General features: G+C 37.3%; 14 protein-coding genes. 2 read left to right on the forward strand and 12 right to left on the reverse strand.

The features are described 5' to 3' along the window. Window positions 1–56 precede the first annotated feature (56 nt). The 11 genes from HNP81_RS08955 to treP all read right to left on the reverse strand — a co-directional run bounded on the left by HNP81_RS08955 (window position 57) and on the right by treP (window position 13862). Entirely contained in the window at window positions 57–581 is a 525-nt protein-coding gene (locus tag HNP81_RS08955) for a nitrous oxide reductase accessory protein NosL (protein WP_182502371.1), read from the reverse strand. Next, window positions 578–1852, reverse strand: coding sequence for a right-handed parallel beta-helix repeat-containing protein (locus HNP81_RS08960; protein WP_182502372.1), 1275 nt, complete (start codon window positions 1850–1852; stop codon window positions 578–580). Before HNP81_RS08960 ends, HNP81_RS08955 begins: the two co-directional genes overlap by 4 nt. A gap of 228 nt (window positions 1853–2080) precedes the next feature. Then, window positions 2081–2584, reverse strand: coding sequence for a FixH family protein (locus tag HNP81_RS08965; RefSeq protein WP_182502373.1), 504 nt, complete (start codon window positions 2582–2584; stop codon window positions 2081–2083). Beyond that, window positions 2572–3972 (reverse strand): PepSY-associated TM helix domain-containing protein, encoded by a 1401-nt coding sequence (locus HNP81_RS08970; protein WP_182502374.1) that lies wholly within the window; start codon window positions 3970–3972, stop codon window positions 2572–2574. Before HNP81_RS08970 ends, HNP81_RS08965 begins: the two co-directional genes overlap by 13 nt. A gap of 627 nt (window positions 3973–4599) precedes the next feature. After that, entirely contained in the window at window positions 4600–5133 is a 534-nt protein-coding gene (locus HNP81_RS08975) for a thioredoxin domain-containing protein (protein ID WP_028389868.1), read from the reverse strand. Window positions 5134–5654: 521 nt separating this feature from the next. After that, window positions 5655–7118, reverse strand: coding sequence for an aminoacyl-histidine dipeptidase (locus tag HNP81_RS08980; RefSeq protein ID WP_182502375.1), 1464 nt, complete (start codon window positions 7116–7118; stop codon window positions 5655–5657). A 154-nt stretch (window positions 7119–7272) separates the two neighbouring features. Continuing rightward, window positions 7273–7791 (reverse strand): LURP-one-related family protein, encoded by a 519-nt coding sequence (locus tag HNP81_RS08985; RefSeq protein WP_034300177.1) that lies wholly within the window; start codon window positions 7789–7791, stop codon window positions 7273–7275. A 141-nt stretch (window positions 7792–7932) separates the two neighbouring features. Then, a complete protein-coding gene (gene dacB / locus HNP81_RS08990) occupies window positions 7933–9411 on the reverse strand; it encodes a D-alanyl-D-alanine carboxypeptidase/D-alanyl-D-alanine endopeptidase (protein WP_220478534.1) in 1479 nt (492 codons plus the stop codon). 327 nt (window positions 9412–9738) lie between these two features. Continuing rightward, complete coding sequence (gene treR / locus HNP81_RS08995; protein ID WP_028389864.1) at window positions 9739–10452, reverse strand: trehalose operon repressor; 714 nt, start codon at window positions 10450–10452, stop codon at window positions 9739–9741. 141 nt (window positions 10453–10593) lie between these two features. Beyond that, entirely contained in the window at window positions 10594–12270 is a 1677-nt protein-coding gene (treC, locus tag HNP81_RS09000; RefSeq protein ID WP_182502376.1) for an alpha,alpha-phosphotrehalase, read from the reverse strand. 149 nt (window positions 12271–12419) lie between these two features. Continuing rightward, window positions 12420–13862 carry a PTS system trehalose-specific EIIBC component gene (gene treP, locus HNP81_RS09005; RefSeq protein ID WP_182502377.1) on the reverse strand — a complete coding sequence of 481 codons (1443 nt, stop codon included), beginning with the start codon at window positions 13860–13862 and terminating at the stop codon, window positions 12420–12422. Between the two features lie 994 nt (window positions 13863–14856). On the opposite strand from treP, the gene HNP81_RS09010 reads away from it, so the two are divergent. Together HNP81_RS09010 and HNP81_RS09015 are read left to right on the forward strand one after the other, a co-directional pair. Continuing rightward, on the forward strand, window positions 14857–15408 hold the full coding sequence (locus tag HNP81_RS09010; RefSeq protein WP_182502378.1) for a 3D domain-containing protein: 552 nt from the start codon (window positions 14857–14859) through the stop codon (window positions 15406–15408). A 274-nt stretch (window positions 15409–15682) separates the two neighbouring features. Continuing rightward, complete coding sequence (locus HNP81_RS09015) at window positions 15683–16594, forward strand: ketopantoate reductase family protein (RefSeq protein WP_028389860.1); 912 nt, start codon at window positions 15683–15685, stop codon at window positions 16592–16594. Between the two features lie 79 nt (window positions 16595–16673). Here HNP81_RS09015 and HNP81_RS09020 read toward each other — a convergent pair whose 3' ends face one another. Next, the gene (locus HNP81_RS09020; protein ID WP_182502379.1) at window positions 16674–17657 is read right to left on the reverse strand and encodes a PfkB family carbohydrate kinase; all 984 of its coding nucleotides are present in this window, start codon (window positions 17655–17657) and stop codon (window positions 16674–16676) included. Between the last annotated feature and the right edge of the window lie 37 nt (window positions 17658–17694).

The raw sequence follows: 17694 nt of genomic DNA on the forward strand, positions 1-17694 counted from the left end.
GCCCCATATCCTCATACAAAAAGGACCTTCCGAAAACGGATCCGGCCCTCTATTTTTTAATGAGAATGGCTATGATCATCTTTTTCATCGTCTGAGTGTGAATGTGAATGGTTCGCTTTGTCATCCTTTTGCTTCCAATCATGTTCAGCTAAATCGTTGGCAGTCATTATCGTGCTACCTTCATTTTCTGCAGCAAACTCTTCTGCAGTAGCTTTATCTTTAAATGATATTACATTATAAGCCATTGGCGTTTTAACTGATTGATTGTATACATAAGTTGCATCGTCCACTAGAATCCACTCTTCATCATGATAATCACGGACAAATTGAGCATCAATTTTTTCATTTTCATGTTTTGTTACCCATTCGTACATACAACCTACATCATCAAAGACCATAGATTTTCCGTTTTCTAAAATGATCTGGGTAGCATGTTGGTTGTCAATAACAGCCATATTACATGTTTCACATGTGTCCGTTGCTTCATTAATTGAAACTGGTTGTGCTTTATCATTTCCACACGCTGCAAGAATCATTATTAATCCTGCCAATACAATAAAACTAAGCAGTTTTTTCTTCATCTTCTTTTCCTCCCAAATATAAATAAACTAAAACTGGATAAAATCATTACTACACTTATAACCCATAAACTAAAACTCGTTGATTTTTCTTTTTCGACTTCAAGCGTCATGTTCATTAAAGGGGCTGAGTCTGTAAGCAACTGGTCAGCCGGGCTTTTCAATATATTTTGTAACAGAATAAGTCCTGGTGTTTGAAAAAATAGCTGATATTCGGGAACTGCGTTTGTCAAAGTAAGAAAATACGGATCAGCGCTATAGACAATTTCACTCTTTCCATCTCCATTTACATCAATCTTGCTTGCTGCATCCCAATAGTTCCCATTAACTTGATTATTTGCACTTTCTATTGCCTGTGCATCATTGACATTTCCAACGAATGTATTACGTATTACCTTATTTTCATTCGATTTTTTAAATTGTACCCCGATAAAATTGTCCATGATTTTATTGGTATCTATTCGGTTGTTTTCAGCTTCTTCAATAAAAATGCCTACACGATTGGAAATAAACTCATTTCCAGTCACTTCAGTGTCAGTAGACAAATAAATTAACAGTCCTTGTGCATTCACACTTTTGTTATTAGACAAAAATTTATTATTACGAACGACTGTCCGCTTTGATTCCATTAACATTGTCCCTGTTATATTTGCTCTAGAGGCATTTTCTTCAAGTACATTTTCATTTGAGAACATAAGATGCAAACCGTAACGAGATCTTTGGATATCATTTCTATGTATAGTATTCCCGTCGCTTTTCTCTAAATAAATTCCATCCAGAACATTGTTAATTTTAAGGTTTTCAAACTTATTCTGATTGGATTTCCATAAATCAATCCCATTGCCTTGCTTCCTTCCAACAATCTCGCTATCTTTGATCGTTACGCCATTCGCATTATCAAGTCTAATACCGAAACGCTTCGTCTCAATAGCAATTCCCTCCAGTTTATGATTGGAACCAGTAACATAAATGGCGGTAGCTTCTTTTTCATCTCCACAGTGTTCCACTTTAATATTTTTTAGAGTAACTGACTCACCGCTAATGGTAACTACCGGCTCCGATAGACAAGATCGAAGAAGAATTTCACCCTTTCCTTTTAGAGTTATTGGCTTGGTAATAACCAATGTCTCCTCATACTCTCCCTCTTCTATTTCAATCACTGCACCCTTTTGTGCCTCGTTGATTTTGGATTGTATAGTGCCTTCTGCTTCAGATACAGCTGGCAGGAAAAATGATAAAACGAGGAGAAGCATTATGTAATTCATTATTTTCATAGCTTAGTGTCCTCGCTCTCATCTAGATTCCCTTTAAGATTATTTAAGTTTAGAAGATATAACAAGTAGATGCAGGATGAAATATGTGAAAAATTGGTGAATTTGGTGATATTATTACACAATTGAATAAAAAGGCAATAATTTCTCCTACCAATGTTACCGGATAACCGATAATAATATGGAAAATATACCGGTGTTGTCATACATCGCTCTATCAAAATCAATCTTTCAATGATGATGACCTTGATGATTACTTTTCTTAACAGGCTCTTCTATTAAAGCTTTTATTTCCTCTTTTGAGACTTCCCCAACCATAAATTGTTTTTTAGGCATGACATGAAGTCCCCGAGCAGTAACATGAGTTTGAACATAATAGATTCCATCTTGACTAAACTGTTTAGAAACAGTATATGTTCCATTACCTATCAACTTAGCTTGAAGCATTTCACTATCTTGAGTGCTGGTAGAATTCCAAATTTCAAATTGAACATCTTGTGCATCATCTACATTGCTCGAACCCTGCGTTACATGAACTTTGAATATACATTCTTGATTCAGCGAAACAACATCAGGAAGTAGGATGTCAGCTTCAATCACTTTCATTTTTTCTTGAGAGGTACTGCTAGTAATATTACATCCACTAATGATACAAATAAGTATAAATGCTGATAGTATGAAAAAACATTTTCTCATGGCACTTGATACCCTCTCTTCTTGTATTAATTCATCCACCCTCTTAACGGCTTAAATTTGGGTATAACGAAACGATCTAATAAAAACACCAAAATGATAGAAATACCAACTAAGGGCATGACAATTCCTAATGCTAGCATGATAAAAAATACCGTTCTAGTTAGTTTCTTATCATGAACTTTAGAAGGGGCACCTAATTTACCAGAAGGTTTTCGTTTTTTCCACATGATATATGAACTAATGACAACCCCGATTAATCCCATACAGACAATGAGGCCGATGATTTGATTGGCTAATCCAAATAATCTTCCTTCATGCAAAGCAATGCCGACTGTTATGGCCTTTGCGGTAATCCCATAATCATTAAAGCGAACATCTGTTAATACAGCTCCACTGTATTGATCAATGTTTAATGTCGCATTATCACCTGGTTTTGTATGGGAAGTTGTAATAGTATATACGCCTTTTTCAGACTGTGGCATAGATATGGTATATGGTTTTTCCACCTTGTTATTTCCAGCTATATAAGTAACGTCTTCTAGTGAAATAGTCGAATTACTATTTGTTTTAGATGAAGGCACGGCTAAATTTTCAGTTGCCCATGGTCCATCTTGTGCGACATCTCTCGTTCTAATAATAGACTCTGGTTTTGCATCCCAGCTGTAAGCAAAAGGAGGCGTTCCAGTATTAGTTGCAGTAGCGAAACGGTTTATTTGTTCACCCATTACTCCAGACCAGGGAAGCCCTGTCGCTATTAAAATCAAAACGAAGATAGATAACCAAAAGGCAGGAACAGCATGCATATCCCTCCAGAATATCCGGCCCTTCTTGTTGAATCTAGGTAGAACAGTCCCCCAAATAGATGCCTTATTACGAGGCCACCATATATATAAACCAGTTATAAGCAAGATCACACACCAACATGCCGCAAGTTCCACCAAGCGGTTGGCGAATGTACCACCTATTATTAATTCGCTATGCAGCTTTTTAAATATCTCTGTAAATTTCTTTTCTGATTGTAGTGAACCATTTATGGAACCTGTGTATGGATCTACAAAGACCGAAAGTGATTGCCCTTCACTAGAAATACTTATTTCTGATGTTCGTAATGGATCATCATATGTCTTATACGAATTCACAATCCCTTCAGGGTACTCTTCTTTTACCCGATTTATCTGCTCTGAGGGAGGAATCACAGATGAATGACTCTCTTTCACATAGTAGAGATCCTGATATAAAAATGATTCGATTTGTGGCTTGAATAAGTATACAGCCCCACTAAAAGCCAAAATAATTAAAAATGGAGAAAATATAAGTCCTGCGTAAAAGTGCCATCTCCAAACAATTCGATAAATAGACGCCTTGTCACTTTTACCTTCCTTTTCTTTATGCTTTTCAGGTACTTCATTAAGTTTTAATGCTTCCATGGCTTTTCTCCTCGTATATTAGTTATAAGAGCTCTTTCTACTTCCCTGTTTACCATCCTGACCTGCCTAATTCATGACTTTATGTAACGATAGACGGTCCATTTTAAAAGCATATTACTTGTTACTGTGTTCTGAAATACGCAAATCTTCTTGTTTGAACTGTGTTAAAATTTGTTATTATTGTTCTCTCGTTATGATTAAACACCTCCAGACTTATTCGATTTATTTCCTAAATTAATCTAAGACATCCGTGAGTGTAATAAAGTAGCATTATCAAAGTAGTCTTTGAGATGCGACCTGTTTAAATCCCATATTAATTGATTTCATTTATTAGTGATTGTAAATAACGGTACAATTTGTTAATCCATAACAATAATCAACAATTGATTAACAAATTCACTTAATAGCTAGACATATTAACCTCGGAGTGAGTGTACTAGTCTCTTTTATTTTCATCACACTCAGTTGTTGACATTTCCTTAGACTTTCCAAACCAAAACTAATCAAGTGAAGGTGCCATGCTATGTTCAATATGGGATTGAGTATAGAGGTAAAATAAAAAAACAGACAAAATTTCTTGTCTGCTTGTCTCTTTTCTTATTTTGTTAGGAGTTAAATTCGCGGGATTTAGCTAGTGAATACGCTAGTTTCTAATTCCGCCTCAATTGTCGATTTCAATTCATCTGCCGATAATTCCGTAGGATATTGATATTCTTTATCATTGATAAATACAGTAGGCACCATTTTCACGTTTCTACGAATAGCCTCTGCAGTTACATTCAAGCTAATTTCGGTATTTTGTGGTTCTTCTTTTAATTGATATTTTTCTGCTAATAGATTTTTGATATCTTGATTGTTCAATTGATCCCACTGTCCTTGTGTTGCAAATAATTCCTTTAAAATTTCTTTCACGCGTGAAGGTTTTTCATAATCTAGGAAGAGGTTAATTAAAGTTCCATTTAACAGCATCTCTCTAGGCTTGTCATAATGTTTGACAATAAATTCAACTTGCCCATTATCTAAGTAGTCTTTCAAAACCTCTTCCGCAATCCCAAAAAATGTAGCACAGTAAGGGCATGTTAAATTTAAAAACACTTCAACCTTTACAGGTGCTTCTTTCTGTCCAAAGCTTAATTGTGCATTCTCAATTTGATTCGCCATTTCTCTCACTCGCTTTCCATCAGCATTCAATTCATATTGCCACAATTATATTAATTCATACCCGAATTGTCAACATTAACTTATCGAATATTCCGATTTTATAGTTTTTTGCTCAAACTTTTTTTGACTTTATCTCACTCCCTTTGTGTACAAAAAAATCATTCTAATTGTTTCCTTGTTTTGACGTTAAACAAAGTATCTTTTTTAGGCAGTTCGTAAACCATTCGTTCATAAATTAGGTATATAGCACAGGGGGATTACATGTCTAAAATTCAAGTTACTTACCCCGACATACATTGAATCCATCTTAAATAAATATTCGATTGGCTTGTTTTAACAGACTATCCCAAACGAAAAGGCAGACCTCACACCTACTATATATCGTTTATTTGACGTGTAATTGACACGAAACATGATGTATAGTGTGTGAGGTCCGCCCCTATTACTAGATATGGCAAGATTCATTTATCAAAAAATAAAGTGCTATTCTCGCTCAATTATATATTGACACCTATCTACCTTTAACTCAGTGTGTTCATTTCTTTGAGTACGGTGAGCAAGTATTCCCACGTACGGATTGTGGATGGAATGCTGAGATGCTCATTTGGCGTATGGACATCGAACATATCAGGACCGAAAGAAATGGCGTCTAGGCCTGGAATCTTCTCAGTAAACACGCCGCATTCAATACCGGCATGGATAGCAATGATTTCTGCTTCTTTTCCATATTTCTTTTCATATACTTTTTTACACAGTTCACGAATGGCCGATTCTGATTGATATGCCCACTCAGGATAGTCCCCACTCGTTTCAACCTTGCCGCCTATAGTCTGTGTAATGACCTTTACTTGATTTAAAATATGTTCTTTTAAGCTTCTTACCGAACTGCGAATTTCATTAAGAAAATATATTTCCGAATCAGTTGCCGTGATAACACCTAAATTGGTTGAAGCCACAACTAACCCTTTAATATCCATGCTCATACTTTGGATACCAGATGGTGTTAACATAATTGCTTGTACAACTCGTTCGCTCGTTTCTTTCGAAAATACGTTTTCTGCCAAGGCGGATTTTTCAAGCTTTACATATACACCTGGGTCAGCAGCTTGTAATTCATTTTTCAACACTTCATTCCACTCAGCTATTTTCTTTGTTAACTTTTCAATAGCGTCTCGTTCAATTACAAGAGTGGCCTCTGCTTCCCGAGGAATAGCATTGGGCTTCAAACCGCCATCAATTCCACTTAATGTATACGCAACTTCATTGGATATGTCATATAAAATGCGACCCAGCAATTTATTGGCATTTCCTCTTTCCTTATCAATTTCCATGCCAGAGTGTCCGCCGCGCAGTCCCCCAATGGTTAGATGGTATGAATCGCCATCTTTAGGGGCGACTTCCCAGTTGATTGGAAGACTTAGCTTCCCACAAATCCCGCCGGCACTACTAACAAGCAGTTTGCCTTCTTCTTCAGAATCAAGGTTCATGAATACTTTCCCTTTGAAGTGCGTTGGGTCAACAGAAAGTGCCCCTTTCATTGTCGTCTCTTCTTCAGTAGTAATAACTACTTCTAGAGCAGGATGTGCAATATGATCGGCATCAAGTAAAGCAAGTGCATAGGCAACCGCAATGCCATTGTCTGCTCCTAATGTTGTCCCGCTCGCATACAACATATCGTTCTCGATTCGTAATTCGATTGGATCTTTTTCAAAATCATGGACAGTTCCTTTATTCAGCTCGCATACCATATCCATATGTCCTTGAATAATGACTATCGGTGCATTTTCATATCCTTTTGATGCTGGTTTTTTTATAATGATATTAAGTGCTTCATCTTGAACAACGTCAAGACCCCGCTCCCGTGCAAAACCAATTAAATAATCGCTAATTTGCTTTTCATTTCCAGAACCTCTCGGAATGTTGGAAATCTCCTTAAAAAAATAAAAGACCGGATTTTCAATTAATTGTTCTAATGTTTGAAACATACTGATCATCCCTTCTACAAAGATCTAATTTATTTTCACATCTTTTTCCTACTATTAGCTATTAATATTGCAGAATAGAATATTTTTAGCAAATTTAAAGAGAGGTCTGAAGGATCTACATGATCTTTTCAATCCTCTCAAAAACATTGGACGATTACGAAGAACCGCCACTATTCGCCGCTGCGCTGTTATTCCGTTTAATTATCGCGTTCACTCCCATCACGACCGCAATCCATTCCAAAGCAGGTATGGATTCCTCGAATGAGCTTAAGCGATACGCCGCTGATGAGAAGAATCCGCTCACTTTCTCAAACTTTGCAATAAGCTTGGATTTACTATCATAGATATCGTATTGACGGGAAAAAGCTTCAGACTTAATCTCATACACTCCCCGTTTACCTGCGTCATATTCATATTTTTTGGAGAGGAAAGCAAATCTTTGGCGTAATTCTCCGAGCTCATTTTGATGATAATCTGTCACGACCCATCTATTTCGAAGTGTTCGAAATTTTCCACTAACAGCGACATCTCCTGTCTGATTCAACACATCTACACTTGAAGAAAATGCGCTCTTTAAATCCAATTCTCCCACTTGGATTTTATTTTCATTATAAATAATGGTTTTTCCTGAAGAGAAAAAATTATCATTAAAGTACAAAGTTTGATTATCCATTCTAGCTCCCCCTTCTATCTATTATTTACGGTTAAATCTAGAAAGGGTTTCTAATTTATCGTGTGAAAGAATCGAATTTTTCTATCCCCCTGTTCCTCACACCAAAATAACCCGGCACTGCCCTTTTGTGTCGGGTCCAATTTATTCTTGATCTGCCAATAAGATTACAATATCATCTTGTATTTTTGTAATGGAATCCCCATCGACGAAATTATTGAATAGGATTGAGAAAATGAAACGTTCACCGCTTTTTGTTGTCACGTAGCCGGAAAGAGCACTTGTTGCTGTCAGTGTACCCGTTTTTGCCTGAACATTTCCTGATGCAAAAGTATTTTTCATCCGATTCCTCAGTGTACCACCAACAAACCGGTCACTAGCTCCTGCCACAGGCAATGAATGTACAAAAGCAGGATACCATCCTTTGTCTTGAACGGCATATAATAATTTCGTCAGTTCATTGGCCGAAATTAAATTTATTTGTGATATACCCGAGCCGTCACGAAGTTTGAGAGATGCGGTGTTCATTCCGAGCGATTGAGCGGTGCTTTCTATCACTTTAAGCCCTGTTCCCCAGCTCCCCTCATCATAAATGACTTTGCCCATTTCTTTTACCAAATGTTCAGCATGTGCATTGTTGCTGAGTTTCATAAAAGGGATGAGCAGCTGAGCTAATGGCATTGAATCATGCGTTGCAAGTCGTTTTGCCTGATTTGGTACTTTTCCTGCTTTTACGATACCAACTTGTTGAATTCCTTGGGCTAAAAGAGCATTTTTGAACACATGAGTCGTATAAACAGTTGGTTCCCATAATGCCACCCATTGTCTCATCCGGCTTGATTTAACAGGGATCGTGCCAGTGATTGTAATGGTATTACTACGATGCTCGCGTATGATTTTAAGCTCTTTCTTCCCATCTGCCGATACCGTTTTCGCTAAATTCACGATTTTGAGATAATCTGTGTGCGGCTTGACTTCCACAGTCGTACCCTCGCCAACATTCATTCCTGGAGCTACATCGACAATGACTGTAGCAGAATCATAATCTTGATTCGGCGCAATCGTTAATGCTGAAATGGCTGCACCGTAATATTCGCTTTCATCGCTCCAAATCATATCGGCTGAATATCGTTCATGATCATACCAAGAGTCATCGCCAATCACGTCACCGACAATCGTTTTAATTCCTTTATTTTTGATCATTGTAGCAAGTGTATCTAGATCTGATTGCAGTAACGTTGGATCCCCTTTACCTTTTATGTACAAATTACCAGTCAAAACATCTCCATTGATTACTCCATCTATATACAGTTCTGTTGTAAATACATAATTTTGACCAAGCGTTTCCAGTGCTGCTGCAGCCGTTAGTAGTTTCATATTCGAAGCAGGGCGCAACCTAATATCTCCACCACGCTCATAAATAACTTCACCAGTCACTGCTTTTCGAATACTAATGCCCGAAATGGCTCCAGATAATTTTTTATTTGCTAGCAGATGAAGAAGTTGCTGATCAAATGAACTACCATTCGTAGCCAACATAGAACCATCAGCCTTCTCAACATATTGAACCAAAGTAAATACGTATAATAACAGAACAAACACGACTATATTTTTCACAATCATCCCCACCACCATATTTTCATCATTTGAAAATCTTCCATAGTTAACTTTCAAGTAGATGTAATCTAATGTAGTATTCCATCATTCAAACTGGATATGTGGAGGGAGTTATTGTAAGTAAATATTGGTAAAGCAAAAAAAACATGGGTGCCCCAATGCAAAAGGTCTGACCTCCCAACAACTAAATACAGTGTTATGCTACGTGTATAAAACACTACATACTGATTTAGAGTGCGAAGTCAGACCCTTATGAGACACCCTCGTGTTTAAGTATAAGATTTACTGATTATATCTCTGAAGTAAGGTTGTTGCTAACCATACATCTTTTCCTTATTTCCTTCTCGCAAAATCGACAAATCGAAATTTATCTGGTCGATGGCGTGATTCAGTATATTGAAACATACTAGCATCATCCAAGTATACATAGTTTTTAACGACTACAATATTATGAAAACCTTCCAAGTCTAAATAGCGGCGATCTTCCATGGACGGTTCTTCAATCGTGATTTCCTTTTTTGCAAAAGAAATGGTGAGTCCTAACTCTCCTTCAAGATACTCGTATATAGAGTCTTGGCAAATTTCTTTCGTAAGTGATGGGACATATCTTTCAATGAGTAAGTCCTTATCTAAGATAATTCGCTCACCATCTATTTCTCTAACACGGCTGATTTTCCAGACTAACTCATCTTTCCCAAGCTTCATTTTGTCGTTATAGTCATAACTTGGTTTGATTTTTTCAAGCTCTTCGACATAGGTTTTTGCACGTTGACCCATTTTTTTCGAAAGTTCTTTAAAGCTGACGAGTCCTGAAATCGGAAAATCAAACTTGGTCACATCGAGAACGATCGAACCTTTTCCCTGTACTTTATGAATGTAGCCGTCTTCAGAAAGCATTTTTAATGCTTTTCGGATGGTTTCTCTTGATGCGGAGTATGAATCAGCTAACTCATTTTCAGAAGGTAGCAATGCCCCTCCTTCAATTCGACCATCTCTAATTTGACTAGCTATATCTTCATAAATTTTCATAAATTTATTATATTTCATCTCTTATCACCATTCTCATTTGATGCCGCTTTAACAAACTGTAATGCTCCGTTCCCCTGAATTACGAGAAAAAGAGATAGGCTTTACATCAGTAACTAATTCAAATATGTTCTAGAAAGACAGCTCTACCATTGAATCTTATCATTTCTTTTTCAAATGATAAACAAAAGATTCGTAAGGTCCAATTTCCATATTCACAGCCAGTTCAGGAGCATCCACATTCGAAAGCAAAATCTCATTTTGATAATCACTCAATTGTACCGAAGAGATTGATAGCTCGGCCGCTTCTCCATAAAAATTATTGATCACAAGTAATCGTTCATTTTCTAACACTCGTTCGTATACAAAAAGTTTAGGATGATTTCCCTCTAGTAAACGGTATTCCCCATCCGTAATAATCGGGTATTGTTTACGCAGCGCAATTAGTTTTTGATAATGGTAGAAAATTGAATCCTGATCCTCCATCGCCTTTTCTGCATTAATATCAGAATAATTATCAGCGACAGGTATCCAAGGTGTTCCTGTTGTAAAACCTGCTTGAAGTTGATTGTTCCATTGTACAGGTGTCCGTGAATTATCACGTGATTTTTCTTGAAAGATCGTAAGGATCTCTTCTTCTGTCCGTCCTGCCTCTTTCATGATTCGATAATGATTAAGGGTTTCAACATCACGATATTGCTCAATATGATTAAACTTCGGATTCGTCATACCAAACTCTTCACCTTGATAAATATATGGGGTACCTTGCATCATATGAATCGTTGTTGCAAGCATTTTCGCCGATTGGTTGTGATACTTCCCATCATCGCCATAACGGGAAACGATTCGGGGTTGATCATGATTGCACCAAAACAATGCATTCCAACCTCCCCCGCGCTGCATTTCAGTTTGCCAGGTTGAGAGGATTTTTTTCAATGCAAAAAAGTCAAAATCATCAATTGCCCACTTCTCACCATTCGGATAATCAACTTTTAAATGATGGAAATTAAAGGTCATACTTAACTCTTTACGGTCGGGTTTGGAATAATGGATACAGTCTTCAATTGAAGTCGAGGACATTTCACCGACTGTCATACTATCATAACGAGACAATACTTCGCGATTCATTTCCTGTAAAAACTCATGAACCCGAGGTCCATCTGTATAAAATTTCCGACCATCCCCCGGAAGAATGGAGCCGTCATCATCTGTAAAACTTTGATCTTTTGAAATCAAATTAATGACATCAAGTCGGAAACCGTCAATTCCTTTTTCAAACCAAAAATTCATCATTCGATAAACATCTTGACGAAGCTTTGGATTTTCCCAGTTTAAATCTGCTTGTGTCTCATCGAAGAGATGGAGAAAGTATTGGTTCGTTTTTTCATCATACTTCCAAGCCGGTCCACCGAATTTGGACAACCAATTATTGGGCTCACCGTTCTCTTTCGGGTCTTTCCAAATATAATAATCACGATATGGACTATCAAGCGATGCGGCGGCTTCCTTAAACCACTTATGCTCGGTAGACGTATGGTTGACAACAAGATCCATGATTACTTTAATGTCTAGATCATGCGCTTTAGCTAGAAGCTCCTGAAAATCCTCCATCGTTCCGTATTCTTCGTGAATAGAGTAATAATCGCTAATATCATAGCCATTATCACGCTGTGGAGATTGATAAATAGGTGTCAGCCAAATCACATCAATACCAAGCTTTTTAAGGTAATCAAGCTTCTCAATAATTCCTTGAATATCGCCAACTCCACTACCGGTCGTATCATTAAAACTCTTCGGATATATTTGATAAACAGTAGACTTTCTCCACCATTCATTCATCTTGAACACCGCCATTTCTAGGTTAGTCATTATTTCTTTAAACACTAAAAAGATTGTCTCAGAAAGGGTCTGGCCTCACACTCTATACACAGTTATTGTGTTTTTCGAGCTGGGGGCTGACCCTTATCTAGGACATTCTTATTTTGTTTTTATGCTTTTATGGAACGAGATTTTTTAAAAGATATTTTTCCGGTATTTGTTTTAGCAAAAATGATCGTTAATACAAAAGGAATGACAATTGCAACAACCATTGCTATAGCAAATACTGGCATAAATTTAGCTTGAATCGAAAGAATTCCAGGAATTCCGCCAACCCCGATCGAGTTAGCCATGACATTGCTGCCTACTGAAATAACCCCAGCAACTAAAGAACCGATCATCGCCGCTAAAAACGGAAAACCATATTTCAAGTTAATTCCAAACATCGCTGGTTCCGTTACGCCTAAATAACAGGAAATAGCAGCTGGAATAGATACTTGCTTTTCTTCTTCATCTTTTCGATTAATATAAATCATCGCAAGTACAGCTGATCCTTGCGCAATATTAGATAATGCAATCATCGGCCAAAGGTTTGTTCCGCCGAGTTCACTCATAAGTTGCAGATCGATTGCATTCGTCATATGGTGTAAGCCTGTAATAACGAGTGGTGCATAGACAAATCCAAATACAGCTGCAAACAACCAGCCAAACGCTGAAGTTAAACCAGAATAAACAATTTCAGATACAAAAGAGCCGATTTTCCAGCCAATTGGACCAAGAACGATATGAGCTAATAAAACAGTTGGTACTAATGATAAGAATGGGACGACAATCATGGAAATTGCATTTGGAACTACTTTACGTAATTTCAATTCTAAGAATGAAAAAACTAGACCTGCTAAAATAGCTGGAATAACTTGCGCTTGATATCCGATCATCTCGATTTGCGCAAAGCCAAAGTCCCAAAATGGAATTTCTGAACCTCCTGCAACTCCATATGCATTCAAAAGCTGTGGAGAGACTAGCGTAATCCCTAGAACGATTCCAAGAATTTGTGAAGCTCCCATTTTTCTTGCAACAGCCCACGTAATACCGACCGGTAGGAAATGAAATATCGCTTCACCAATCAACCAAAGAAAAGCATGTACCCCCGACCAAAACTGCGATACCTCAACTAACGTTTTGGTCCCCCCTTCTAATAACTCAATATCCCCAATCACATTTCGAAAGCCAAGAATTAACCCTCCCACAACAAGGGCTGGAATTAATGGAGTAAAAATATCTGCAAGATGCGAAATCAATCTTTGCAAAACATTCATATTTTGCTTGGCAGCGACTTTTGCTTCTTCTTTCGATGTATCACTGACACCTGCCATTTTGATAAATTCATTATAAAATGATGAAACCTCATTGCCGATAATGACTTGAAATTGACCTCCCTGAGTAAATGTTCCTTTTACAAGCTTAATCTCCTCAATCTGATCAATATCTGCTTTTTCCGGATCATTTAACACAAATCTCATTCTTGTCGAGCAATGTGTTACAACAGAAATGTTATCACTGCCTCCTATATGGTCCAGAAGTTCTTGTGCTGGATCTTTATATTTGCTCAATTTTTTCTCCCCCTAACATTCTAATATAAACCCACTTATTCTCTTTAACTTGTATATACATATTTTGATTACGCTTTCATTCTAACTTGTATATACATCTTTGTCAACATTTTTAAAACCGTTTTCATTTACTGAAAAATTCGTAGCAAAATTAAAAAAGTAAGATATGATAAAAAGCACTTTGCCATTAGGGATTAAGATTATCACGCGGGAATGAAGGGTTTTCAAGCAAGATTTGAAATTTGCGCGCCAGAATAAGGATTTTCGAGCCAGAATCGTAATTTGCCTGCCATAATAAGGGATTTTCGAGCCAGAATCGAAATTTGCCTGCCATAATAAGGGGGTTTCGAGCCAAAATCGAAATTTGCGCGCCAGAATAAGGGGGTTTCGAGCCAGAATCGAAATTTGTGTGCCAGATAAGAGGTTTTCGAGCCAGAATCGGAATTTGCGTGCCAGAATAAGGGGGTTTCGAGCCAGAATCGAAATTTGCGTGCCAGAATATGAGGTTTTCGAGCCAGAATCGGAATTTGAGTGCCAGAATAAGGGGGTTTCGAGCCAGTTTTAAGATTTGTGAGCCAAAATGGACATTATTTTAGCTGGAATTGACAACCAGAGATCAAAACAAGTTTTACTATATTGGAAGGTACATTATTTAGACTGCTATTATAGAGGTAAGGTTAAACAAATCTTGGGATATCTTATATATTTCTATCAAAGTATAATAATTATTCTAATTTGCGAGTTTATTTTTCAGAATTTTTAGTTTATTTTCACAAAAACTTTAATTATTTCCCTCTAAACTCTTATTAATTCGGAAAGATACCTGCTTTATCGCCCTTTTTCTACCTAAATCCATTTCAAAATAACTTGTAATATTACACGGACGCTAAATTTGTCTCCATTTTGTAACATAATTACTATTAGAATGAAATGTAGTTGTCATACTCTCCTGTTATTCTAAATCTATTAAATTATGACAAAGGAGACTATCATTTTGAAAAAATATCTAGTCTATCTAACAGCTACGTTTTTTCTAGTATTTGGGTTTTCCGGCGTTGCATCGGCGAATACATATGAAGTCAAAAAAGGCGATTCACTCTATAGCATAGCTAAAAAACATAAAGTAACAGTTCAGCAAATAAAGACTTGGAATAAACTAAAAAGCACTACGATCAAACCAAAACAAGTTTTAAAAGTATCAGCGGCACAAACACAAGCAAAAAATACTCAAGTAAAAGCAGCCACACAAAAAGCCTATAAAACCATTACCATTAAAGCGACTGCCTATAGTGCAGATTGCAAAGGCTGCAGTGGAATTACATCAACTGGATTGAATTTGAAGAAAAACCCATCACTTAAAGTGATTTCCGTTGACCCCAAAGTCATTCCACTTGGTACAAAGGTATATGTCGATGGATACGGATACGCCATCGCAGCAGATAAAGGCAGCGCCATTAAAGGGAAAAAAATCGACGTATTTATGCCATCCAAAAAACATGCACTCAATTGGGGTGTAAAAACTGTAAATGTACGTATTTATAATTAATGGAAAGAGGATGACTATACAGGCATCCTCTTTTTTGTATGATGAACATAGGGATGAGGCTTCGTGACAGCCGTTCTACTTTGCTGATGAGGGTGTCTGTTGCTATAGGATTGATCCTTCACAGTAAATGGCGGCGCTTCAACACCATATTCGTTTTGTATATTTGAAAATTAGCTTTTTTTAACAATTTAACACTTTAATAATCTAATAAGTGATAAGATGAAGAAGCTTGGAGCGTTTCAAGCTTGAAATATTAAAAGCGGGGTGCTTATCTTTGAATATCGTAATTATTGGTGCAGGCGCAATAGGAGCTTATTATGGTGCAAGGTGGCAAGAAGCAGGTCAGCATGTACAGTTTCTCGTTCGTGAAAACCGAGCCAGGCTTTTAAATGAAAACGGTTTATATATTACTAGTTCACACGGAAATTATGTGTTTAATGACCTTCATTTTACAGATAACCTAGCTGGTTTGACAGATCCCGACCTCGTTGTCCTTGCTGTTAAAGGCTATCATTTACAAGGAACCATTCCTGCCCTTAAAGCGTTAGTCGATAGGGGCGCTAAGGTAATCCCTCTATTAAACGGACTTGAACATATTGCCATTCTTCAGAAAGAATTGGGTGAAGAAGCTGTAATCGGCGGTAGTGCGTATATTATTACAACACTGGATGAAAAAGGGCATGTTGTCCATACGAGCAGCAGCCATGATTTTTTATTTGGGCCTCTCCATCCCTCTCAGCAAAATATTTGTAGAGAACTTGAAAAAATTTCTGACAATGCCATTATGAATGCACGCTACTCTAAAGACATTATGCTAGAATTATGGAAAAAATATATATTTATTACCGCCTTTTCAGGGGTAACGACAGCAACCAATTTTTCAATTGGAACGATACGGAAATATCCAGATACATTCGAACTGCTACACCAAGTACTTTTAGAAATGAAAGGGCTCGCTAATTTAAACGGAGTAGCTATTACTGAGGAACACGTCGCTCAATTCATGAAACAATTCGAGAGACTTCCAGAGGATTCCACCTCATCCATGCATCAAGATCGTCGAAAAGAGAACACTCTAGAAGTTGAACACCTACAAGGCGGGGCACTCCGGCTTGCGGAAAAAGCGGGAATCCAATTACCCGTAATCGAGCAACTGTATCGGCAAATTAAACCGTTCGAGAATTAATCAACCATTATATATAAGAAGAACGAGGTGCATTAGTTCGAAACATGCACTCCGTTCTTCTTGGTATCTACTCGAATTATTAATCTCTTATTCTTCCTTTAGTCACAAGTTTAATGATTTGTTCTTTTGTAGGCAGTGAACCTATGGCTCCTTTTCCCATCGTCGTAAGTGCACCGCAGGCATTTGAATATGTAAGAAGCTTTTCGTGATGCTTTCTAGAGAATTCTTCAAGCTGAGATGGATCTATTCCATTTTCTAACAAAAGATGTAGGAATGCTCCTATAAAAGCATCACCTGCTCCAGTCGTATCTTGAACCTTTACAGAATACCCCTTTGATGTATAAGAAAAGTCCCTGCCATAAAGAGTAGCACCCATGGCACCTTTCGTATAGATGACCACTTTCACACGGCCGGTAAAAAGTGAGGAAATAGCTGCTTTTTCATCTTCAAACCCGGTAATGAACAATAATTCTTCATCAGATATTTTGATAATATCAGCCTTGGGGATAAATTCTAGAATAGCTTCTCTGCAAGCTTCTGGACGATCCCATAATGGTAGCCTGACATTCGGATCAAAGCTGATTAGACTTCCTTTTATCTGTGCCTGTTTGATGGCTTTTTTATGAGCATTTTTCATTGGACTTTCTACTAAATCAACAGAGCAAAAATGTAAAATATCTCCTTCAGAGAACCAATCTTCTTCAATTTCATTTTCTGAGAATAATAAATCAGCGGAAGGATTACGATAAAAAGAAAAGTCTCTCTCGCCATCTTCACGTAACGAGACAAATGCTAATGCAGTATGTGCTTCTTTTGTTGTTAGTAATTTGTCTGTTTTAACACCTGCTTCTTCCAACTGATTCCTCAAAAAATCACCAAAGGCATCCTCACCCACTTTACTAATCATATGGGCAACACCGCCAAGCTTCGCTACAGTTGCAGCAACATTAGCAGGAGCCCCTCCAGGAGCACGTTCAAATGAAACTACATCCTTTAACGCCAACCCTTTTTGAAGTGGAATGAAATCAATTAATACTTCACCTATTGAATAAAGTGATCCCATTTTAACGCCCTCTCTTTCTCCTTATAAAGTGAAACTT

This window comes from Peribacillus huizhouensis (assembly GCF_014138605.1).
In the GTDB taxonomy this organism is placed as follows: Bacteria; Bacillota; Bacilli; order Bacillales; family DSM-1321; genus Peribacillus; species Peribacillus huizhouensis.

Excerpts from the sequence above, each read along its gene's own strand:
- HNP81_RS08970 (WP_182502374.1), bottom strand. The coding sequence starts at position 3,972 with ATGGAAGCATTAAAACTTAATGAAGTACCTGAAAAGCATAAAGAAAAG.
- HNP81_RS08960 (WP_182502372.1), bottom strand. The coding sequence starts at position 1,852 with ATGAAAATAATGAATTACATAATGCTTCTCCTCGTTTTATCATTTTTC.
- treR (WP_028389864.1), bottom strand. The coding sequence starts at position 10,452 with ATGAAATATAATAAATTTATGAAAATTTATGAAGATATAGCTAGTCAA.
- HNP81_RS08955 (WP_182502371.1), bottom strand. The coding sequence starts at position 581 with ATGAAGAAAAAACTGCTTAGTTTTATTGTATTGGCAGGATTAATAATG.
- HNP81_RS08980 (WP_182502375.1), bottom strand. The coding sequence starts at position 7,118 with ATGTTTCAAACATTAGAACAATTAATTGAAAATCCGGTCTTTTATTTT.
- HNP81_RS09020 (WP_182502379.1), bottom strand. The coding sequence starts at position 17,657 with ATGGGATCACTTTATTCAATAGGTGAAGTATTAATTGATTTCATTCCA.
- treC (WP_182502376.1), bottom strand. The coding sequence starts at position 12,270 with ATGAATGAATGGTGGAGAAAGTCTACTGTTTATCAAATATATCCGAAG.
- HNP81_RS08985 (WP_034300177.1), bottom strand. The coding sequence starts at position 7,791 with ATGGATAATCAAACTTTGTACTTTAATGATAATTTTTTCTCTTCAGGA.
- dacB (WP_220478534.1), bottom strand. The coding sequence starts at position 9,411 with ATGATTGTGAAAAATATAGTCGTGTTTGTTCTGTTATTATACGTATTT.
- HNP81_RS08975 (WP_028389868.1), bottom strand. The coding sequence starts at position 5,133 with ATGGCGAATCAAATTGAGAATGCACAATTAAGCTTTGGACAGAAAGAA.